General features: G+C 64.3%; 15 protein-coding genes and 2 pseudogenes. 14 read left to right on the forward strand and 3 right to left on the reverse strand.

Annotation, left to right across the window (positions count from 1 at the left end):
* Positions 1–47 precede the first annotated feature (47 nt).
* The 6 genes from B6N23_RS12670 to glrR all read left to right on the forward strand — a co-directional run bounded on the left by B6N23_RS12670 (position 48) and on the right by glrR (position 7,973).
* The gene (locus B6N23_RS12670) at positions 48–728 is read left to right on the forward strand and encodes a TIGR00153 family protein (protein WP_110068847.1); all 681 of its coding nucleotides are present in this window, start codon (positions 48–50) and stop codon (positions 726–728) included.
* A gap of 86 nt (positions 729–814) precedes the next feature.
* A complete protein-coding gene (locus B6N23_RS12675; protein ID WP_305499433.1) occupies positions 815–2,080 on the forward strand; it encodes an inorganic phosphate transporter in 1,266 nt (421 codons plus the stop codon).
* A gap of 140 nt (positions 2,081–2,220) precedes the next feature.
* Positions 2,221–3,546, forward strand: coding sequence for an amino-acid N-acetyltransferase (gene argA, locus B6N23_RS12680; RefSeq protein WP_169959267.1), 1,326 nt, complete (start codon positions 2,221–2,223; stop codon positions 3,544–3,546).
* A 916-nt stretch (positions 3,547–4,462) separates the two neighbouring features.
* The gene (locus B6N23_RS12685) at positions 4,463–5,953 is read left to right on the forward strand and encodes a sensor histidine kinase (RefSeq protein WP_305499436.1); all 1,491 of its coding nucleotides are present in this window, start codon (positions 4,463–4,465) and stop codon (positions 5,951–5,953) included.
* Positions 5,954–5,958: 5 nt separating this feature from the next.
* The gene (locus tag B6N23_RS12690) at positions 5,959–6,549 is read left to right on the forward strand and encodes a hypothetical protein (RefSeq protein ID WP_305499438.1); all 591 of its coding nucleotides are present in this window, start codon (positions 5,959–5,961) and stop codon (positions 6,547–6,549) included.
* A 47-nt stretch (positions 6,550–6,596) separates the two neighbouring features.
* Positions 6,597–7,973, forward strand: a complete 1,377-nt coding sequence (glrR, locus tag B6N23_RS12695) for a two-component system response regulator GlrR (RefSeq protein ID WP_305503799.1) — start codon at positions 6,597–6,599, stop codon at positions 7,971–7,973.
* Between the two features lie 9 nt (positions 7,974–7,982).
* Here glrR and xseA read toward each other — a convergent pair whose 3' ends face one another.
* Positions 7,983–9,332: an exodeoxyribonuclease VII large subunit gene (gene xseA, locus B6N23_RS12700; protein WP_305499441.1), complete on the reverse strand. Its 1,350-nt coding sequence runs from the start codon at positions 9,330–9,332 to the stop codon at positions 7,983–7,985.
* Positions 9,333–9,476: 144 nt separating this feature from the next.
* Entirely contained in the window at positions 9,477–10,034 is a 558-nt protein-coding gene (locus B6N23_RS12705; RefSeq protein WP_369424624.1) for a PRC-barrel domain-containing protein, read from the reverse strand.
* 246 nt (positions 10,035–10,280) lie between these two features.
* On the opposite strand from B6N23_RS12705, the gene guaB reads away from it, so the two are divergent.
* From guaB to B6N23_RS12720, 3 genes are all read left to right on the forward strand, one after another.
* The gene (gene guaB / locus B6N23_RS12710) at positions 10,281–11,750 is read left to right on the forward strand and encodes an IMP dehydrogenase (RefSeq protein ID WP_305499444.1); all 1,470 of its coding nucleotides are present in this window, start codon (positions 10,281–10,283) and stop codon (positions 11,748–11,750) included.
* A gap of 9 nt (positions 11,751–11,759) precedes the next feature.
* The gene (gene guaA / locus B6N23_RS12715; RefSeq protein ID WP_305499447.1) at positions 11,760–13,337 is read left to right on the forward strand and encodes a glutamine-hydrolyzing GMP synthase; all 1,578 of its coding nucleotides are present in this window, start codon (positions 11,760–11,762) and stop codon (positions 13,335–13,337) included.
* Positions 13,338–13,429: 92 nt separating this feature from the next.
* Positions 13,430–13,852 carry a DNA cytosine methyltransferase gene (locus B6N23_RS12720; RefSeq protein WP_305499456.1) on the forward strand — a complete coding sequence of 141 codons (423 nt, stop codon included), beginning with the start codon at positions 13,430–13,432 and terminating at the stop codon, positions 13,850–13,852.
* A gap of 226 nt (positions 13,853–14,078) precedes the next feature.
* On the opposite strand, the pseudogene B6N23_RS12725 reads toward B6N23_RS12720, so the two are convergent.
* A pseudogene (locus B6N23_RS12725) lies at positions 14,079–15,442 on the reverse strand (IS1380 family transposase).
* On the opposite strand from B6N23_RS12725, the gene B6N23_RS12730 reads away from it, so the two are divergent.
* The 5 genes and pseudogenes from B6N23_RS12730 to B6N23_RS12750 all read left to right on the forward strand — a co-directional run bounded on the left by B6N23_RS12730 (position 15,395) and on the right by B6N23_RS12750 (position 20,437).
* The gene (locus B6N23_RS12730) at positions 15,395–16,462 is read left to right on the forward strand and encodes a DNA cytosine methyltransferase (protein WP_305499458.1); all 1,068 of its coding nucleotides are present in this window, start codon (positions 15,395–15,397) and stop codon (positions 16,460–16,462) included. The pseudogene B6N23_RS12725 and the gene B6N23_RS12730 overlap by 48 nt on opposite strands.
* On the forward strand, positions 16,462–17,088 hold the full coding sequence (locus tag B6N23_RS12735; RefSeq protein WP_305499460.1) for an ATP-binding protein: 627 nt from the start codon (positions 16,462–16,464) through the stop codon (positions 17,086–17,088). The genes B6N23_RS12730 and B6N23_RS12735 overlap by 1 nt, the downstream gene beginning before the upstream one ends.
* Positions 17,089–17,276: 188 nt before the next feature.
* The gene (locus tag B6N23_RS12740) at positions 17,277–18,038 is read left to right on the forward strand and encodes a hypothetical protein (RefSeq protein ID WP_305499462.1); all 762 of its coding nucleotides are present in this window, start codon (positions 17,277–17,279) and stop codon (positions 18,036–18,038) included.
* Positions 18,031–19,035: a hypothetical protein gene (locus B6N23_RS12745; RefSeq protein WP_305499465.1), complete on the forward strand. Its 1,005-nt coding sequence runs from the start codon at positions 18,031–18,033 to the stop codon at positions 19,033–19,035. The genes B6N23_RS12740 and B6N23_RS12745 overlap by 8 nt, the downstream gene beginning before the upstream one ends.
* Positions 19,016–20,437, forward strand: a pseudogene (locus B6N23_RS12750) (IS1380 family transposase). Before B6N23_RS12745 ends, B6N23_RS12750 begins: the two are co-directional and overlap by 20 nt.
* The last annotated feature ends 104 nt before the right edge of the window (positions 20,438–20,541 follow it).

Genomic DNA, 20,541 nt, shown 5'->3' on the forward strand with positions numbered 1-20,541 from the left:
GGTGCCCTCTATACTGTCGCCGCCATTTGCCAAGCCGACAGAATCCTATGGTTACCCCCAACCCCTTCTCGGCCATGTTCGGTCGTTCGCCATTTCAGCCGCTGCTGGCGCATATCGTCAAGGCGCAGGAGTGTGCCGACCAGCTGCTGCCCTTCTTCGAGGCCACCCTGGCCGGCGACTGGGAAGAGGCCGCGAGGGTCCGCGAGACCATCACGCGCCTGGAGCACGAGGCCGACGAGCTCAAGACCGAGCTGCGCCTCAACCTGCCCAACACCCTCTTTCTGCCGGTCTCGCGCACCGACCTGCTGGAGCTGATCAGCGTCCAGGACAAGATGGCCAACAAGGTGCGTGACATCACCGGCATCATGCTCGGCCGCACCATGCAGATCCCCGAGCCCCTGGCCGGCGCCATGCGCGACTACATGCGCACCGCGGTGGCCTGCGTGGCCCAGGCCCGGGAGGCCATGGAGGAGCTCGAGGCGCTGCTGGAGTCCGGCTTCGGCCGCAACGTCTCCGACGTGATGCAGCGCCTGATCCGCCAGCTGCACGTGCTCGAGCAGCAGGCCGATGGCCAGCAGGTGGCCATTCGCCGCCAGCTCTTCGAGCTGGAGAGCGAGCTGCCGCCGGTGGACGTGATCTTCCTCTACAAGATCATCGACTGGGTCGGCGAACTCTCCGACCGCGCCGAGCGCGTAGGCAGCCGGTTGCAGATCCTGACGGCTCGCTGAGCCCTTTTCCCCTCCTGCCGGCCCGCCGATCCAGGGCCTGCCACCCACACGCCACTCACGACAAGCCACATAGGAAACCACTCCCTATGTCGATCATCGCGCAGCACGGCGAAATCTTCATCATCCTGGCCTGCCTCTTCGGCTTCTTCATGGCCTGGGGCGTCGGTGCCAACGACGTGGCCAACGCCATGGGCACCTCGGTGGGCTCCAAGGCCATCACCATCAAGCAGGCGATCATCATCGCCGTGATCTTCGAGTTCCTCGGCGCCTGGCTGGCCGGCGGCGAGGTGACGGCCACCATCCGCGGCGGCATCGTCGACCCGGCGCTGCTGGAGGCCAATCCCCAGCTGCTGGTCTACGGCATGCTCTCCGCGCTGCTGGCCGCCGCCATCTGGCTGCTGGTGGCCTCCGCCAAGGGCTGGCCGGTCTCCACCACCCACTCCATCGTCGGCGCCATCGTCGGCTTCGGCGCCGTGGGGCTGGGCATGGAGGCGGTCGCCTGGAACCGGGTCGGCACCATCGCCTCCAGCTGGGTGGTCTCGCCGCTGCTGGCCGGCACCATCGCCTTCGTGCTCTTCAAGTCGGTACAGCACCTGATCTTCGAGTCCCACGACCCCTTCGCCGCCGCCAAGCGCTACGTGCCGGTCTACACCTTCCTGGTCGGCTTCATCGTCGCCATGGTGACCCTGACCAAGGGCCTGACCCATGTCGGCCTCGACCTCAGCTTCGGCCAGAGCTTCCTCTTCTCGTTGCTGATCGGCGCCGTCATCATGGGGACCGGCATCTCCCTGCAACGGCGGATCAAGTACGAGCGGCGCGCCGATGACCACTTCGGCTTCAGCAACGTGGAGCGGGTGTTCGGCGTGCTGATGATCTTCACCGCCTGTGCCATGGCCTTCGCCCACGGCTCCAACGACGTGGCCAACGCCGTCGGCCCGCTGGCCGCGGTGATCAGCGTGGTGCGCAGCGACGGCGTGATCGACAGCGCGGCCCTGGTGCCCTGGTGGGTGCTGATGCTGGGCGGTGGCGGCATCGTCTTCGGCCTGGTCACCTATGGCCACAAGGTGATCGCCACCGTGGGCACCGGCATCACCGAGCTGACCCCCAGCCGTGGCTTCGCCGCCACCCTGGCCGCCGCCACCACCGTGGTGCTGGCTTCGGGCACCGGCCTGCCGATCTCCACGACCCATACCCTGGTGGGGGCGGTGCTGGGAGTGGGCCTGGCCCGCGGCATGGCGGCGCTCAATCTGAGCGTGATCGGCACCATCGTGATGTCCTGGCTGATCACCCTGCCGGCCGGCGCCGGCCTGTCGATCCTGTTCTTCTTTACCTTCAAGGGGATCTTCGGCTAGGCCGCCCCGGCGAGGTGCCCCGAGGCGAGGCCCGCGCAACCGCGCGGGCCTCGTCCTTGTGGCGGTGGTGCCGCGGCTTTCGCGGCTCTGCTATTCTCGATTCTCGCTTCCCCGCATTCATCGCCCCTGGAGAGAGGTTCTTGGAAACACGCTTCCCCTTCGTCGACTGGTTCCGCAACTCGTCGCCCTACATCAACGCCCACCGCGGGCGCACCTTCGTCATCCTGATCGAGGGCGAGGCCATGGCGCGCGGGCGAGGGGAGCAGCTGATCCAGGACCTGGCGCTGCTGCACACGCTGGGCGTGCGCCTGGTGGTGGTGTTCGGCATCCGCCCCCAGGTGCAGCAGGCCCTGGACGAGGCCGGCATCTCGCCCGGCCTGCATCAGGGGCGCTGGATCGCCGACGAGGCGGTGATGGCCTGCATCGAGCGGGTCGCCGCCGAGCAGCGCCTGTGGCTCGAGGCGCGTCTGTCGCTTGGGCTGCCCAACACTCCCATGCACGGCGTCGAGCTCACCGCAGTCTCCGGCAACCTGGTGATGGCCAAGCCGCTGGGGGTGCGCGAGGGGATCGACTTCGACCGCAGCGGCGAGGTGCGCCGGGTGCGCGCCGCGGCCATTCAGGGGCTGCTGGAGCGGGGCTCGCTGGTGGTGCTGCCGCCGCTGGGCTTCTCCAGCACCGGCGAGGTGTTCGACTTGAACGCCTCCGACGTGGCCCAGCACGCCGCCATGGCGCTCGGCGCCGACAAGCTGATCCTGCTCGGCGAGGCCAGCGGCCTGTTCGACCAGAGCGGCCAGATGCAGCGCCAGCTCACCCCGGGCGAGGCCGAGCCGCTGCTCGGTCAGGCGCTGGCCGGCAGCGAGCTGGCTCGCCACCTGGAGGCGGCCTGCCAGGCCGCCCGCCACGGGGTGGCCCGTACCCACCTGCTCTCCTGGCACGACCATGACGCCCTGCTCGGTGAGCTGTTCACCCGCGACGGGGTGGGCACCATGATCACCCAGCATCGCTACGAGCAGCTGCGCCCGGCAGAGCTGGCCGATATCGGCGGCCTGCTCGAGCTGCTCGAGCCCCTCGAGCACCGCGGCATGCTGGTGCCGCGCTCCCGGGAGCGCCTCGAGCACGAGATCGACGACTACCTGGTGATCGAGCGCGACGGCATGATCATCGCCTGTGCCGCCCTGCACACCTTCGACGCCGCCGACATGGGCGAGCTGGCCTGCGTGGCGGTGCATGGCGACTATCGCGGCGGCAGCCGCGGCGAGCTGCTGCTCGCCGAGGTCGAGCGGCGTGCCCGGCGCCTCGGCCTGGCCGCGCTGTTCGCGCTCACCACCCACACCACCCACTGGTTCTTCGAGCACGGCTTCCGCCTGGCCGATATCGACGCGCTGCCGCCGCTCAAGCGCGACACCTACAACCACGCGCGCAAGTCCAAGATCCTGGTCAAGCCGCTCGCCCCCGGGCGCGGCTGAGGCGCCATCTCCCCCTGCCAGACCGCTGGCCGAAAGCCGGGGCGTCGCATTTCTGCGTCGCCTCGGGTTTCGATGTCGCCAGAGGGTGACATCAAAAGCATTTGATTATAAAGGGATATTTTTCTTTGCGAACAAAGCCGTCGCCAACTGGCAACAGAAAAGCGCCCTCCAGGGCCCCCTGAGGGCCCCGCTTCCCTCTCCTGGCCGATTCCCCTCGGTCGCAGCGTTTTTAACTATTTGATTTTTAATATGTATTGTCATTTCTGGCACGTGGATCGCAATAGTCTAGGTGAGCAACGGAAGCGGTTCACTACGGCTCGAACCGCTTTCGATCGCCAAGGGAGTTCGGGCAATCACTGCCCTGTGCGCCCGGCCCCCCAAGGCGATCAGCGTCTGCTCCTAGCGATGTGTGACTCAAGGTTGCGATGAGACGGGTACCGACGCAGTCAAGGACGTGTACCACTTTGGGCAAGGATGCCCTGGCATGGATGCCTCTCCCCCTCGGGGGGGATCGAATCGCGCAGCATCGCCATCGGTCCGGCCGAGGCGGTGGTGCCAGGAACGAAGCAGGGCGGTGGGCCATTCCATGGTACGCCACCCGCATGTGGAGCCAGCCCCTGGCGGCGAAGGGATCCACATGGCTTCGGGGCCTCAGGGCCCACGGAAAGCGTGTCGACTGTACCGGTCAGGCGGTCCTTTGGCCCACTTTCCAAACCCTTCAGTTCCCTGCGTACTTGGGCCGGCTCCGCCGGCCCTTTTTTTTCCCGCCTCGTGCTCGCCGAACCGGCAGCTGGCGGGAAGCGAGCAGGAAGTTTGGTGCCGCGTCGGCTGGCAGAACTCTGGTATCCTACAGGTCAAGAAGATGGCGGTATCTCCTGCTTTTCTGCCCCGATTCATCCTGCAAAGAACGCTGGACATGACTACTCGTGTAACGCGTCGTTGGCGCCCCCGTTCACTGTTTCAGCTCGTGCTGCTCGCCTTTCTCGTGGTGATGCTGCCGCTTGGCGTGCTGATGTTCCAGGCCGGCCAGGCGCTCTCGGAGCTGTCGCGCCTGGCCGATGTCAGTGCCCGCCAGGCGGTGGAGGAGACCCGCCGTGCGCGCACCCAGGGGGCCCTGGCGCTCGAAATGGAGCGCAGCGCCCGCCAGTATGCCGTGGTGGAGCAGGAGAGCCTGCTCGAGATCTATGCCGAGCGCCTCGAGGAGTATCGGGCGATTCTCGCGCACCAGCGCCTGCTGCTCGGCGAGGAGCCCGATGTGGCGGTGCTGGAGCGCCAGCTGGAGGTGCTGGAGCGCCTGCCCGAGCTGCCCCTGGAGGCGTTTCGCGAGCAGCTGGTGCTGTTTCCCCCCTTCGCCGAACGCACCGAGGCGATTCGGCGCGCCACCAACCGCCATATCGACATCCGCATCGAGAGCATCCGCGAGCGCGCCGAGGGGGTGCAGACCCGGCTGTGGCTGCAGACCGCGGCGCTGGTCTCGGCCAGCCTGGTGCTGATGCTGCTCTTCACCTGGCTGATCATCCGCCCGGTGCGCCAGCTCGAGCGGCGCATCCTGGGCATCGGCAGCGGGGCGCCGCGCGAGGTGACACGCTCCGTGCAGGGGCCGGCCGAGCTGGTCCAGCTCGACGAGCGCCTCGACTGGCTCGCCTCGCGGCTGGATGAGCTCGAGGCCGAGAAGCAGCAGTTCCTGCGCCACATGTCCCACGAGCTCAAGACGCCGCTGGCCAGCGTGCGCGAGGGAACGGCGCTGCTCGCCGACGGCGTGGCCGGCGAGCTGACTCCGCGCCAGCTCGAGGTGCTCGGGCTGATCGACGCCAGCGGTGCCGAGCTGCAGCGGCTGATCGAGCAGCTGCTCGACTACAACCTGCTGCAGCACAACCGCCAGGTTGCCCCGGAGCGACTGGACATCACCGTGGTGATCCGGGAGGTGCTGGCCAAGCATCGCCTGGCCCTGTCCAGCAAGGGCATGCGGGTGACCTGCTTCGACGCCCCCCTGGAGTGGTCGCTGGATCGCACCATTACCGCCCGCATCCTCGACAACCTGATCTCCAACGCCATCGCCTACGGGGCGGATGGCGGCGAGCTGGAGATTCGCGCCAAGCGCCTGCGCGACCGGCTGGAGGTGGATGTGGCCAACAGCGGCGACCCCATCGCCGAGGAGGACCGCCACCGGCTGTTCGAGGCCTTCTACCAGGGCCGCGCCCGACGCAAGGGGCCGCTCAAGGGGTCCGGCATCGGCCTCTCGGTGGCCGCCGACTGCGCCCGGCTCCAACATGGCCGGCTCGAGCTGGTCGAGGATGACCGCCTCGCGGTCTGCTTCCGGTTGACCCTGCCGCTCGGGATACCGACCGAGGCGCTTCCCCATTCCCGGATGCCCGCCTTGGAGGCGGGCCACCATGCAAGGAACTGACCCTCATGCGACTACGCCCCCTGCTGGCCTGTGCGAGTGTGCTCTGGCTTGCCGGCTGCGAACTGCTTCCGCAATCGCCCTTTGCCCAGCCGTCCCGGCCCGCGCTCAGTGCGGCGGCGTCGGCGGTCAGCGGCTGCCATGCCGAGGTTCCCGGCTTCGACGACGAGGCGTGCCTGCTGCATGACTGGGTGGCCTTCGGGCTGGTCTCCCAGCGTGGCGACCGTGCCTGGCGCGACGGCATGCTCACCCGGCTCCAGGGGAACGCCAACGAGCGTCGCCTGGCCCGCGCCGTGGCGCTTGCCTGGGGCAACGAGCGCGAGTGGGACCAGGCCTCCGAGCTCTTCAAGGCCGACCTCGCCGCGGCACCGGTGGAGCTGCAGCCGCTGCTGCGCTACTGGCTGAACGAGCTGGAGGGGCGCCGCGCCATGGTCGGCCGCCTGGAGCGTACGCGGGGCGAGCTGGCCGATGCGAAAAGCGCGCCGCGCGGCGCTGGAGGAGGAGAACGCCGACCTGGCCGAGAAGCTCGAGGCGCTCACTGCCATCGAACAGAGCATCAACCTGCGACAGCAGACCGAATGACAGGAGAACGACCGTGAAACACGCGACCTCCCTGCACCTGCAGGCCCACACTCAGGGTGTCCGGATGGCGGGCGGCCTGGCGCCGGGCCCGCGCGGTTCCACCGGCCCGCATATCCTGCTGGTGGATGACGATGTGAGCCTGCTCAAGCTGCTGGGCATGCGCCTGGAGAGCCGCGGCTTCCGGGTCACCACCGCCGAGAGCGGCCGCGAGGCGCTCAGGGTGCTGGAGCTCGATCGCCCCGAGCTGGTGCTCACCGACCTGCGCATGGACGAGATGGACGGCCTGGCGCTGTTCCAGGAGGTGCAGCGCCAGGCACCGGGGCTGCCGGTGATCCTGCTCACCGCCCACGGCTCGATTCCCGATGCGGTCAGTGCCACCCGCCAGGGCGTCTTCAGCTTCCTCACCAAGCCGGTGGACCGCGACGAGCTGTTCGCGGCCATCGACCAGGCCCTGGCCCAGGCGCCTGGCCCCGCCCTCGAAGGGGACGACGCCTGGCGCGCCGAGATCATCACCCGAAGCCCGGTGATGGAGCGCATCCTCGAGCAGGCCCGGATGGTGGCCGGCTCCGACGTCAGCGTGCTGATCACCGGCCCCTCCGGCTCGGGCAAGGAGCTGCTGGCCAACGCCATCCACCGGGTGAGCCGCCGCGCCGACAAGCCCTTCGTGGCGATCAACTGCGGGGCCCTGCCGGAGCAGCTGCTGGAGAGCGAGCTGTTCGGCCATGCCAAGGGGGCCTTCACCGGGGCGGTCAGCGAGCACAACGGTCTGTTCCAGGCCGCCGACGGCGGCACCCTGTTCCTCGACGAGATCGGCGACATGCCGCTGCCGCTGCAGGTGAAGCTGCTGCGCGCCCTCCAGGAGCGCCAGATCCGTCCGCTGGGCTCCACCCAGTCGATCCCCATCGATGTGCGCATCATCTCGGCCACCCACCGCGACCTGGACCGCGCCATGCGCGAGGGGGAGTTCCGCGAGGACCTCTACTACCGCCTCAACGTGGTCAACCTGCGCCTGCCGGCCCTCAAGGAGCGCGCCGAGGACGTGCCGCTGCTGGCCAAGCACCTGGTGGCCAAGGCGGCCGAGCGCCACAAGCCCTTCGTCAAGGGCTTCTCGCCGGAGGCGCTCAACCTGCTGGCCGCCAGCGCCTGGCCGGGCAACGTGCGTCAGCTGGTCAACGTGGTGGAGCAGTGCGTGGCGCTGACCAGCACGGCGATCATCCCGGAGGCCCTGGTCTCCCAGGCGCTGATCGCCGAGGACAGTGCCCTGCCCACCTTCAACGACGCCCGGGCCGCCTTCGAGCGCAGCTACCTGATCAAGGTGCTCAAGATCACCGAGGGCAACGTGACCCAGGCGGCCCGCATCGCCGGACGCAACCGCACCGACTTCTACAAGCTGCTGGGGCGCCACGAGCTGGAGCCCGGGGTCTTCAAGCCGGATCGCTGAGCCCGGCGATCACTCCGGCAGCTGGCGCGTCACCTCCAGCACCAGGCGCCCCTCGCCCAGCCGGGCGGTGAGCGCCTGGCTCGGCGCGGTGTCGGCGGCGCGGCGCACCACCTGGCCCCGCTCATCCTCGAGAATCGCATAGCCGCGCCCCAGCACGGCCAGGGGGCTCACCGCCTGCAGCTCGCGTGCCGCCGCCACCAGCTGCTGGCGGTGGCCCGCCAGCTGACGGGGCATGGCGGCGTGCAGTCGCGCCTGGGCCCGCGAGAGGCGCTCGCCGGCCTCCGTCAGGCGCCGTGCCGGCGCGTGGGCGGACAGGCGGGCCGCCAGCTGCTGCTGGTGACGACGCTCGGCCGCGAGGCACCCGGCCAGGGAGCGGGCCAGCCGACCCTGCAGCCGCGTCAGGGCCTCGCGGCGGCCGCTCAGCACCTCGCCGGGGTGGCGCAGACGGGCACGCAGGTGGTCGAGCCGCTGGCCTTCTCGCTCCAGATGACGCTCGGCGGCCCGGGCCAGGCGAGTCGACAGCGCGTCCAGTCGGCGGGCCAGCTCGCGCTGGTCCGGCACCAGCTGCTCGGCGGCGGCGGAGGGGGTCGGCGCCCGGGCATCGGCGGCGAAGTCGGCCAGGGTCACATCCACCTCGTGGCCCACCGCCGACATCACCGGCAGTCGCGAGTGGAAGATCGCCCGGGCCAGGTGCTCGTCGTTGAAGGCCCACAGGTCCTCCAGGCTGCCGCCGCCGCGGGTGATCAGGATCGCGTCCCGGGTCGGGTCCAGCGCCGCCTGGCGATTGAGCAGCCCCAGCGCCGCGATCATCGCCGGGGCCGCCTCGCACCCCTGGACCGGCACCGGAATCAGGGTGATCTGGGCCAGGGGCCAGCGCGCCGCCAGCACCGCCAGCACGTCGCGGATCGCCGCCCCGGTGGGGGAGGTGAGCACCAGCAGGTGGCGGGGCGGGCAGGGCAGCGGTCGGGCGTTGGCGAACACCCCTTCGGCGGCGAGCCTGGCCTTGAGCGCCTCGAAGGCGGCCAGCAGCTCGCCGACCCCGGCCGCCTGCACGGCCTCGGCGATCAGCTGGTAGTCGCCGCGGGGCTCGAAGATCGACAGCCGGCCGCGCACCCGCACGCGATCACCGTCGCGCATCGGCGCGGCCACGAAGCGGGCGCGGGTGCGAAACAGCGCACAGCGCAGCTGGGCCTGGTCGTCCTTGAGGGTGAAGTAGAGGTGGCCGGAGCTCGGCCGCGACACCCCGGAGAGCTCCCCCTCGACCCACAGCTCGCCGAGGTCCCGCTCCAGGGTCTGGCGGGCGCGGCGGTTCACCTCGCTGACGGAGAGGGCATCGGGGGCGTCGGTAGTGGCGGACATGGATTGGGCTCCTGGGGCGGTGTCATCAGCCTACCACGCCGCCGGTGGCGCGAGCCCCTCCCGGAGACGGCGCCGCCGGGCACGGGGCCCGGCGGCGAACCTGGCGGCGGCGAGCGCCGCGGCGGGTTGAGGGGTGGGGGCGCCTCAGTCGTCGGCGCCCACCGCATCACGGGCGGCTTCCCAGGCCCGCTGAGCATTCTCGCGGGTGGTGTCCCAGGCGCGCTCGGCGCCCTCCTGGGTGGTCTGCCAGGCGCTCTCGGCGCCATCCTGGGTCTGCAGCCAGGCCTCACGGGAGCGCTCCCGGGCCCTGTCCCACCAGTCGTCGCTGTAGACCGGGTAGCCCTCGATCGCCTCGGCGCTGGCCTCGAGCATCACGCGGTGTTCGGTCTCGCCGTCGTCATCGTAATGGGTGATCAGGGTGAACTGGCCCGACTCGACGATGAAGTCGCGCCCGCCGAGTCCCAGCACACTGCCGCTCTCGATTACCAGGGCGGTCACCTGCATCGCCTCGTCGAAGAGGATGTCCTCGACCTCGCCGACGCGCTCGTGGGGGTCGCTGGTCAGGTAGACATCGGCGTCGAGGATGTCCTCGGCGGAGTAGAGGCCCTGGGGCTCGTAGGCCGGCTGGGCCTGGGCGCCCAGGGTGAGGCCGCCGGCCAGGGCGGCGATGGCGAGGGTCGGGGTGGACTTCTTCATGCTCATGGTTCGCTCCTTGATCGTGCCATTTCCTTTGATCGATTCCCGATTCATGGCGTTACGCCCCCGCAGGGGCTGACTCTCACCCTAGCGCAGCCACCGTAATAATGGGTAATGAATGGTTTTCTAATGTTATGTGACCCTCTCGACAGGGCCCCACCCCCCGTGACGTTGCCCGCCTCGGGGCGTTATAATGGTTGATTAACTAACTCACACCCCCCCTTCCCACCAGCTCACTGGGTGTTGCCGATTATGTTACGTATGGCCCAAGAAGCTCTTACGTTCGATGACGTCTTGCTTGTTCCCGGCTATTCCGAGGTCCTGCCCAAGGACGTCAGCCTGCGGACTCGCCTGACCCGCGATCTCTTCCTCAACATTCCCCTGGTCTCCGCGGCCATGGACACCGTGACCGAGGCCCGCCTGGCCATCGCCATGGCCCAGGAAGGCGGCATCGGCATCATCCACAAGAACATGACGATCCCACACCAGGCCGCCGAGGTGCGCAAGGTCAAGAAGCACGAGAGCGTGATCGTCAAGGACCCGGTGACCGTGGGGCCCAAGGCCAAGCTGGCAGACCTGCTGGCCATGGCCCAGGAGCACGGCTTCTCCGGCTTCCCGGTGGTGGAGGGCGAGACCCTGGTGGGCCTGGTCACCGAGCGCGACATGCGCTTCCAGCCCAACCACGGCGACAGCGTCTCCGACATCATGCCCCCCCGCGAGCGCCTGGTCACCGTGCCCGAGGGCACCGGCCTCGACATCATCAAGGCCAAGATGCAGGAGCACCGCGTCGAGAAGATGCTGGTGGTGGATGACCGCTTCCACCTGCGCGGCCTGGTCACCTTCAAGGACATCGAGAAGGCGCGTACCTTCCCCCACGCCGCCAAGGACGCCGACGGCCGCCTGCTGGTCGGCGCCGCGGTGGGCACCGGCCCCGAGACGCCGGATCGCGTCGCCGCCCTGGCCGAGGCCGGCGTCGACGTGATCATCGTCGATACCGCCCACGGCCACTCCAAGGGGGTGATCGACCGGGTGCGCTGGGTGAAGGAGCACTTCCCGCAGATCCAGGTGGTGGGCGGCAACATCGCCACCGCCGCGGCGGCGAAGGACCTGGCCGAGGCCGGCGCCGATGCCGTCAAGGTGGGCATCGGCCCCGGCTCCATCTGCACCACCCGCGTGGTCGCCGGTGTGGGCGTGCCGCAGATCACCGCGGTGGCCAACGTGGCCGCGGCGCTCGAGCCCTACGACATCCCGCTGATCGCCGACGGCGGCGTGCGCTTCTCCGGCGACCTGGCCAAGGCGATCGCCGCCGGCGCCAGCGCGGTGATGGTGGGCGGCCTGCTGGCCGGCACCGAGGAGGCCCCGGGCGAGGTCGAGCTGTTCCAGGGCCGTACCTACAAGGCCTACCGCGGCATGGGCTCCATGGGTGCCATGGCCCAGAGCCAGGGCAGCGCCGATCGCTACTTCCAGGACAAGGACGCCGGCGCCGAGAAGCTGGTGCCGGAGGGCATCGAGGGCCGGGTCCCCTACAAGGGCATGATGAGCGCCATCGTCCACCAGATGATGGGCGGCCTGCGCGCCTCCATGGGCTACACCGGCTGCCGCGACATCCAGGAGATGCGCACCAAGCCGCAGTTCGTGCAGATCACCGGGGCCGGCTTCGCCGAGTCCCACGTGCACGACGTGCAGATCACCAAGGAAGCCCCGAAATATCGGGCGGGCTGAGGACCAGACATGACCGACATTCACGCCCACAAGATCCTGATCCTCGACTTCGGCTCCCAGTACACCCAGCTGATCGCCCGCCGCGTGCGCGAGATCGGCGTCTACTCCGAGATCCGCGCCTTCGACATCACCGAGGCCGAGATCCGCGAGTACGCCCCCAACGGCATCATCCTGGCCGGCGGCCCGGAGTCGGTCACCGAGCTGGGCTCGCCCCGGGCGCCCCAGTGCGTGTTCGAGATGGGTCTGCCGGTGCTGGGCATCTGCTACGGCATGCAGACCATGGCCGAGCAGCTCGGCGGCGCCGTGGAAGGCTCCAACGTCCGCGAATTCGGCTACGCCCAGATCCGCATCGACGAGCCGACCGCGCTGTTCCGCGACATCGCCGACCACATCGACCACGACACAGGCAAGAGCCTGCTCGACGTCTGGATGAGCCACGGCGACAAGGTGGCCCGGGTGCCGGCCGAGTTCACCGTGACCGCCTCTACCCCGAGCTGCCCCATCGCCGCCATGGCCTGGGAGGAGAAGCGCTTCTATGGCGTGCAGTTCCACCCCGAGGTGACCCACACCCTGCAGGGCCAGCGCATTCTCGAGCACTTCGTGGTCGAGATCTGCCAGGCCGAGTGCAACTGGACCCCGGCCCAGATCATCGAGGACCAGATCGAGCGCGTGCGCGCCCAGGTGGGCGACCGCCACGTGCTGCTCGGCCTCTCCGGCGGCGTCGACTCCTCGGTGGTGGCGGCCCTGCTGCACAAGGCGATCGGCGACCAGCTCACCTGCGTCTTCGTCGACAACGGCCTGCTGCGCAAGGCCGAGGGCGACCAGGTGATGGAGACCTTCGCCCGCCACATGGGCGTGAAGGTGATCCGCGTCGACGCCGAGGAGCAGTTCCTCTCGCGGCTCGAGGGCGAGGCGGACCCCGAGGCCAAGCGCAAGATCATCGGCAACACCTTCATCGTCGTCTTCGACGCCGAGGCGGCCAAGATCGAGGGCGTGGACTTCCTGGCCCAGGGCACCATCTACCCGGATGTGATCGAGTCCGCCGCCGCCAAGACCGGCAAGGCGCACGTGATCAAGTCCCACCACAACGTGGGCGGCCTGCCGGAGACCATGAAGCTCAAGCTGGTGGAGCCGCTGCGCGAGCTGTTCAAGGACGAGGTGCGCAAGCTCGGTCTCGAGCTCGGCCTGCCCTACGACATGGTCTACCGCCACCCCTTCCCGGGGCCGGGCCTGGGCGTGCGCATCCTCGGCGAGGTGAAGAAGGAGTACGCGGACATCCTGCGCGAGGCCGACGCCATCTTCATCGAGGAGCTGCACAAGGCGGACTGGTACCACAAGACCAGCCAGGCGTTCGCCGTCTTCCTGCCGGTGAAGTCCGTCGGCGTGGTGGGCGACGCCCGCCGCTATGAGTGGGTCATCGCCCTGCGCGCCGTGGAGACCATCGACTTCATGACCGCCCGCTGGGCCCACCTGCCCTACGAGCTGCTGGAAACGGTCTCCAACCGCATCATCAACGAGATCAGCGGCGTCTCCCGCGTCACCTACGACGTCTCGAGCAAGCCGCCGGCCACCATCGAGTGGGAGTGAACGTCGTATAAGATTTGAAAGTTAGTCATTGTTAATAAATGGCATGCGGTTTAACCGCATGCTATGCTCTATGCATCGATGAATTGATCCGCTTGAGTAATAAAGAAGAAAGTGCGGGGTATGTCAAATTAATGAAATTTATTGATCTTTTCGCAGGGCTTGGTGGTTTTCACCAGGCGTTAAAGCAGCGTGGAGCAGAGTGTGTTTTTGCATCCGAGCTTAATGCGCATCTATCGGGCCTGTACGAAAAGAACTTCGGATTTCAGCCGAGTGGCGATATTCGTGAGGTGAACCTTTCTTCTATCCCAGATCATGATTTCTTGTGCGCTGGTTTTCCCTGTCAGCCGTTCTCTAAGGCTGGAGGTCAAAAGGGACTGGAGTGTCCGCAAGGGGGGAATCTCTTTGACTACGTTGTCGAAATCCTGGAGCTAAAGAAACCGCGTTATTTTATCATAGAGAACGTTCCCAATCTGATTAATCATAATGGCGGAGCGACGTGGAAAACTATATCCTGAATCCGTGAAGCCGGCGCCGACACTTTCCCTATCACCGCCAGCGAGCACTTTTTGATCATTCGCCCCGTGCAAGTTGGCTTTCGCAAGCCCGTTATTGCCAAAACCCACCGTGCTGATCGGTGCTGACGGCCCGTTTTGTCATGCCTTTCCACCCGCCAGGCACGACATATCTGGCGATCGCGTGTCGCCTGGAACTGCTTGTGGATAGAGTGTCGCCGATTGACGGTCAGCATGGCGTTCCTCGTGGATAACGCAGTCGGCTCCGCAGCGTCTTGAGCACCGTCATGCGCCCGATGTCCTGCCCGAAGTCGAGGATGATCTGCCGCGCCTTGTGAATCACGAGCGCCGCACGATGCACCAGCTCTTGTAGCACGGTGCGGATCCGGCGCCGCTTAGCGGGATGGCGCACCGGGCTCAGCTCGCCGGTCATGCCCAGCTGCCCCATCAGCCGCAGGATGTTGTAGGCCAGCTGGGCGAGGTGCAGGATCAGATCGTTGGTGGCGAACTTGCCCGACGGCAGCCGCTCCAGGTCGAGATCGGTCTTGATCTCACTGTGGAATTGCTCGTGGGTGGCATGCGCCTGGTAGCGTTTGATCACCGCCTCCGGCGCCTCGTCCAGGCTGGTCCACCAGCCTTCCAACTCATAGTCCGGTTCGAGCAGCAACTGGCCATCGCGATCGGCGGTGCGCTCTACCAGGCGCATCACGCGTTGGACGACGTATTCGGTCTTGTTGTCGTCGTGGATCGAGACGGTCTGCGGCCACAGCGCCTGGCGCTTGCCAGGACGCAGCTCTTCCCAGTAGTCCGCCGCCACAGCCAACCAGGTATCCTGATCCGCCGTGGCCGAGCCGCGCGGGTTCCATTTGACGACATATAGTCGAGCCGGCGCCCCTCGTCGGCAAAGACCTGGCGTTGCTGTTCGAGAAGCGCCAGGTGCGCCTGGCTGTCGAAGCCGCTGTCCTCGCGTAACAGGATCGGTTGCTTGGTCAGGCCTTGGGCGCGAGGCAGTACCCGCTCCAGGAAGGCGTTGCTCTCCTTCATGGTGTGCTGCTTGCCAGGCCGCAGTTCCAGACCCAGGCACCACCCTTCGTTGCCCAGATAGGCGGCGATCGGGGTGTAGCCATCGACCTTCTGGTAGGTCCGCGAGACGCCTTCCTTCTTCGAGTTGCTGTTGTCCATGACGAAGGTGTCGATGTCCAGGCAGACGTGCGTCGTCTCGGCGGTGATCGGTGCTTCGATCAGTGACAGCAGGGTCGTGGACCAGGTGGCGGTGCGCGCCTGCAGGTCGTTGGCGGCAAGTTTCTCCAGCCGCTGTCGCAACGTCGCCGCGCTCGGCACCTTCTGCAGGGTCAGCAGTTGTTGGAAGGGCTTGTCGCGGCGGAAGTTCTCGACAGCGTCATAGTCGCTCATGCCCAGACACAGCAGGCCCAGGTAGCTCTTGATCACGTCACTGGTGCGCATGCCCAGCGTGGTGGGGAAGCGGCCGTCGATGCTGTCGACGCCAGCGATCTCGAAGCATTGCCCGATGATGGACAGCCCGGCGTGGCTGGTGAGGGTGCGGCGACTGGCGCGGAACTTTATGTTGGGCATGGCACTGTCTGGGTGAATGGCGATAATGGCTATATTGCCATGCAGGTCAGTGGGTTAGAAGTGCTTCCGGGGGCCAGTCTCACGGATTCAGGTATATGTGAAAAGCTGCGAAAAGATTATGATATATCCTTCGCAAAGTTATCTCCGCATATGTTCGGCATTCCGCAAAAGCGCGAGCGTGCTTTTATCGTCGGTGACAGGCTGGGGCTGGATGGTTTCGATTGGAAGATACCGAAAGAATTGCCAGAGACTTCCATTCACTCGATCATCGATGATAACCCTGAAGATGCGCATGTATTGACTGATAACCACATCAACTATCTAGAAGCCTGGCAGGAGTTTGTTTCCGCTTTCCCAAAAGATGAGGAGTTGCCTACATTTCCAATATGGGCGATGGAGTTTGGTGCTGATTACCCGCTTGATGGTCTGACGCCTCATAAGCGCAGTTATGAAGGGCTCGGGGGGTTTAAAGGTGCATTCGGCGAACCGCTTAAAGGTCTTTCTCCTGAAGCGGTTAAAGGTGCCCTTCCCGGTTACGCCAGAACCGAGCTCGATAAATTTCCTGACTGGAAGATAGACTTCATACAGAAAAATCGCAATTTCTATGAGCAACATCAGAAGCTAATTGATGGCTGGGTACATAAGATTAAAGGGTTTCCTCCAAGCTTTCAAAAGCTTGAATGGAACTGCAAAGGCAGTGAACGCAATATCTGGAAACATTTGCTTCAGTTTCGTGCTAGCGGTATACGCGTGAAGAAAGCCGACACAGCCCCGTCTTTAATTGCGATGACTACCAGTCAAGTGCCGGTCATCACATGGCAGAGTCGCTACATGACGATACGTGAATGTAGTCGATTGCAAAGTATGGGTAAACTTGAACATCTGCCAGGCTCAAAGAGTGGAGCATACAAGGCATTTGGCAATGCGGTGAATGTAGATGTGGTTTTACACATCTATGATGCCTTGGTCAATCGAGCGAACCTTCAGGTGTCAGAGACTTTATCAATAGCGGAGGCGTGATGGCAAAGGTCAGCTCTGTTAATATTCGGCCTGGTGTCAATGTTCTATCTGTACTTCCTCATCTGAATTATAAGTCTTGGTTCGCGCTGGCAGAATTTGTTGATAACTCGATTCAGAGTAGCGTCGCTAAAAGGTCGAGGCTCGAAGCCGTAGATGGAGTTGATTATAAGCTCCGCGTCGACATCGAGTTTGATGCCCCAAATAATACGATTGTTGTTAGGGATAATGCTGCTGGAATTTCATCGGAAGATTATCATAGGGCTTTTCGTCCGGCTGAGATACCACCAGATGCGTCAGGTTTGTCTGAGTTTGGTATGGGAATGAAGAGCGCTGCATGTTGGTTTTCTCCGAATTGGAGCGTTCGATCAAGTGCGCTAGGAGAGAGTGAGGAGCGCACAGTAATATTTAATATCGATGAGATCGTTAACGACAGCATAGAAGAGCTAAACGTGTTGTCCATGAAGGTTTCTGAAGATAAGCACTATACAGTGGTTCGGCTTGAAAATATTCGACGATTTCCACGCGAAAAAAAACAATTCAGAAGATTAAAGAGCATCTTTCTAGTATTTATCGAGTCTATATTCGAGAGGGTTTTCTGGTTCTCTATGTTGATGGTCAAAAGCTAGCCTATGAAGCTCCGTCAATCCTAAAGGCACCTAGCTATCGCGACCCCGATGGGGAGGCCGTAGAATGGAAAAAAGAAATCAATATCGATCTCGGTGACGGAAAATCGGCATCAGGATTTGTGGCGATCCGGGAGATAGCCAGCACGCGGTTTGCTGGGCTAGCGCTGTTTCGACGAAAGCGCCTCATCATGGGAAGTGCCGATGAGGCCTATCGGCCTGAAGAAATATTTGGGCGATCAAATACCTATTCCTATCAAAGAATATTTGGGGAAATTCACCTTAAAGGCTTCTTTGTCTCTCACACCAAGGATGGGATCAAGTGGGAAGAGAGCGAAGACGAGTTTCTGCGTAAGCTTAGGAAAGCCTTATCAGAACACGACTTTCCTCTTCTACAGCAGGCACGAGAACACCGCACCAAGGCTAGCGTTAAATCTACGCGAAAAGATGCTGCCATTGCTTTGAGCACGACTGCATCGAGCCTTCAAGGCGCCACGTTGTCGCCGGGAGTATCCAGTAGAGATCCGCATCTCGAACCTGCCGTTGTGGGCGACGGTGCACCACCACGATATGATGCCTTGGCTGATATTGGTAGCTCTGAAAAGGAGCAGGCGCAGTTCAAGCTTCACTTCCGTAGTGAAACATGGATTATCACTATTGAGCTCTCATATGTGGATGATGAGGCCGACTGGCTGACCATTTGCGATCGACCTTCTATCACCGATCCAGAACCTCGGCAGGTCACTGTACGCGTAGCAATGCTTCATCCATTCATGGCGCAGTTCCCGACAATGGATTCGGAGAGTTTTACGGCCATACTTAATATTGCAGCGGCTATGGCGCTTGCCGAAGTGGTTGCTGCTGAGCTTGCAGATAAAAAACCTGCCGCAGTGCGCCGCTACACCAATGAGATTTTGAAGAACCAGATGTCCAAGAGAATAATCAATGACTGAAAAAAAAAGTATTATTAACGTCGCGCTGGCGGCGGCTTCAAACGAGGGGCGGTGGACGCCAGTACAGGGGCGTTCGTTCACAGAAATGCTAAACTCTAATGAAGCGCTATCCTACGAAGAGAGGGATAGGCTCACAGCAGAGACGGCCTCGATTTTAAGTGAATGCGCCGACCCCAAGAAGTTAGAAGGTCAAAATACTGGCTTGGTGATCGGGTATGTTCAAAGCGGAAAGACTCTTTCATTTACCAGCCTTGCAGCGCTAGCGCGTGACAATCAATACCGCCTCATCATCTTGCTGGCAGGCACGACGAATAACTTGGTCGAACAGTCCTATACACGCCTGAAAGATGATCTGGATGTCGAAGGTACGCGAGAGTGGAAGCTGTTTTCTACTCAACAGATGGGTTTTCAGCAAAGCGAGCTTGATCGTGTAAACATGGAGCTTGCAAAGTGGCGGCGGGGGAATTCTCGAGCCCGCACAATCCTGATTGTCTCTATGAAGCAGCACCAACATATCGATAATCTTGTTGCGCTACTTTCGGAGATAGACTTGTCCGATGTGCCGGCGCTTATCATCGATGATGAGGGTGATCAAGCAGGGATAAATACGAAGGCCAAGCAAGACGAGGAGAGTACGACATACTCGCGGATCGTCGGACTCCGGCGTTTATTTCCCCACCATAGCTATCTACTCTATACTGCTACGCCGCAGGCGCCGCTCTTGATCAGCCGGATTGATACACTATCACCTGACTTCGGGCGCGTCCTGACCCCTGGCAGCAATTATGTGGGTGGGCAGGAGTTTTTCGTCGAAGGTGTGGGTAAATACATTGAGCCCATTCCTCCTGGCGATGTGCCGGATAAGAACGACCCGCCTCATAGACCTCCAAAAAGCCTGCTTGCCGCATTACCCCGCCTTATTCATGAGACCGGCCTGAAAACGAAGATAGCGGATGGTATCCTCTTGAAAATTCAGTGTGTTCCGCCAAGAACCTGATCCAAGGGAGCCATCCGCTATGGGTGAAAGCCTATCCACCTGGACGCCCTCGTGCAACGGCTCTGTCCGTGTCGAGCTGAGCGGCCACCGCACCACCAGCGACAGCGGCGCTTTGTTGCTGCGTGAAGCCCTCGACAACAGCGGCGTGATTGAGGCGCTCGAAGACAACCTGGTCGATCCGGTCACCCGCTGCGTATCCGCCACTCCCTGGCCAGTCAGCTACGCACCCTGGTGCTGCAGCGCGCGATGGGCTGGATCGATCTCAGCGATACCGACACGCTGCGCCGTGACCCGCTCTGGCAGTTGGCCTGTAGCGACGCGCGCGGGACGACGCCATTGGCGCAGGACCGGCCGTCTCAAGCCACGCTGTCGCGGCTGCTGACCTGCCTCGGCCGCAACGACAACATCGATGCCGTGCACGAAGGCCTGCTGCGGCTGGTGCTCTGGCGCCTGACCTCGCTGAAGAACGGCGAGCGCCCCAAGCAGCTGACGCTGGACATCGACGGCCTGCCGATCGAGGTCCACGGTCACCAAGGTGGCTCGGCCTACCATGGCCTTTACGGTACCCGCATCTACTCGCCGCTGGTCGCCTCGCTGGCCGAAACAGGCGACATGGTCGGTGGCCTGCTACGCGAGGGCAACGCCGGCCCGGCTGAGAATGCCGATACATGGATCCCCCATCTGGACGCGCGGCTCAACGAGAGCACTGGCGCCCAGGTTCGGGTGCGCATCGATGCCGGATTCACCGACAACGACACGCTGGAGGCGCTGGAAGAGCGCGACATCGAGTATCTGGGCCGGTTACGCAGCCACAAGGGCCTGCAAAAATTGGCGGCGCCCTACCTGAAGCGGCCCCGCGGCCGACCGCCTGAACAGCCTCGAGAATGGTGCCATGACCTTGAGTACCAAGCCGGTTCCTGGCCGGCACCACGGCGCGTCGTGCTGGTCGTGCAGGAGCGCCCCGATGACCTGCTGCTGCATGCCTTCTTCCTGGTCACCAACCTCAGCAAGTTCGACTGGCCGCCAGAGAAGGTCCTAGCACTCTATCGCAAGCGCGGCAGCGCCGAGGCGCACATGGGCGAAGTGAAGTCGGCGCTCGACGTGCACCTCTCGTCGACCGATCGCGGCGCCTCCACCGTTCAGGACGTGATGGCGCGCAACGAGGTGAGCTTGCTGCTCAGTCTCTCTCTACGCCTACCAGGTCCTGCATGGCCTGCGCTGCCTCCTGGAGCGGCAAACCCGACAAGGCTGGAGCCTGAGCCGGATGCGCGAGCAGGTGCTCAAGGTCGCCGCCACGCTGAGGCTGCACGCTCGGCGAATCACCGTTCATCTGGGTGCCGCCGCCGACAAGTGGTGGCCGACGCTGCTGAAGGGGCTACCGAAGCTGACCGCACTGAGCTGACGCTCCTGCGAGACCACCACAGCATCAGAAAGCGAGCGACCGGAGCGGCGGTCGGCGATCACGGCTGCTTGGACGGCCGCCATTGATTCCAAAGAGCTATAAGT

The organism is Halomonas alkalicola (assembly GCF_030704205.1).
Taxonomy (GTDB): Bacteria; Pseudomonadota; Gammaproteobacteria; order Pseudomonadales; family Halomonadaceae; genus Halomonas; species Halomonas alkalicola.

Excerpts from the sequence above, each read along its gene's own strand:
- xseA (WP_305499441.1), bottom strand. The coding sequence starts at position 9,332 with ATGTCCGCCACTACCGACGCCCCCGATGCCCTCTCCGTCAGCGAGGTG.
- guaB (WP_305499444.1), top strand. The coding sequence starts at position 10,281 with ATGTTACGTATGGCCCAAGAAGCTCTTACGTTCGATGACGTCTTGCTT.
- B6N23_RS12745 (WP_305499465.1), top strand. The coding sequence starts at position 18,031 with ATGACTGAAAAAAAAAGTATTATTAACGTCGCGCTGGCGGCGGCTTCA.
- B6N23_RS12670 (WP_110068847.1), top strand. The coding sequence starts at position 48 with ATGGTTACCCCCAACCCCTTCTCGGCCATGTTCGGTCGTTCGCCATTT.
- guaA (WP_305499447.1), top strand. The coding sequence starts at position 11,760 with ATGACCGACATTCACGCCCACAAGATCCTGATCCTCGACTTCGGCTCC.
- B6N23_RS12740 (WP_305499462.1), top strand. The coding sequence starts at position 17,277 with ATGGGAAGTGCCGATGAGGCCTATCGGCCTGAAGAAATATTTGGGCGA.
- B6N23_RS12705 (WP_369424624.1), bottom strand. The coding sequence starts at position 10,034 with ATGAGCATGAAGAAGTCCACCCCGACCCTCGCCATCGCCGCCCTGGCC.
- B6N23_RS12690 (WP_305499438.1), top strand. The coding sequence starts at position 5,959 with ATGCGACTACGCCCCCTGCTGGCCTGTGCGAGTGTGCTCTGGCTTGCC.
- B6N23_RS12735 (WP_305499460.1), top strand. The coding sequence starts at position 16,462 with ATGGCAAAGGTCAGCTCTGTTAATATTCGGCCTGGTGTCAATGTTCTA.
- glrR (WP_305503799.1), top strand. The coding sequence starts at position 6,597 with ATGGCGGGCGGCCTGGCGCCGGGCCCGCGCGGTTCCACCGGCCCGCAT.
- B6N23_RS12685 (WP_305499436.1), top strand. The coding sequence starts at position 4,463 with ATGACTACTCGTGTAACGCGTCGTTGGCGCCCCCGTTCACTGTTTCAG.
- B6N23_RS12675 (WP_305499433.1), top strand. The coding sequence starts at position 815 with ATGTCGATCATCGCGCAGCACGGCGAAATCTTCATCATCCTGGCCTGC.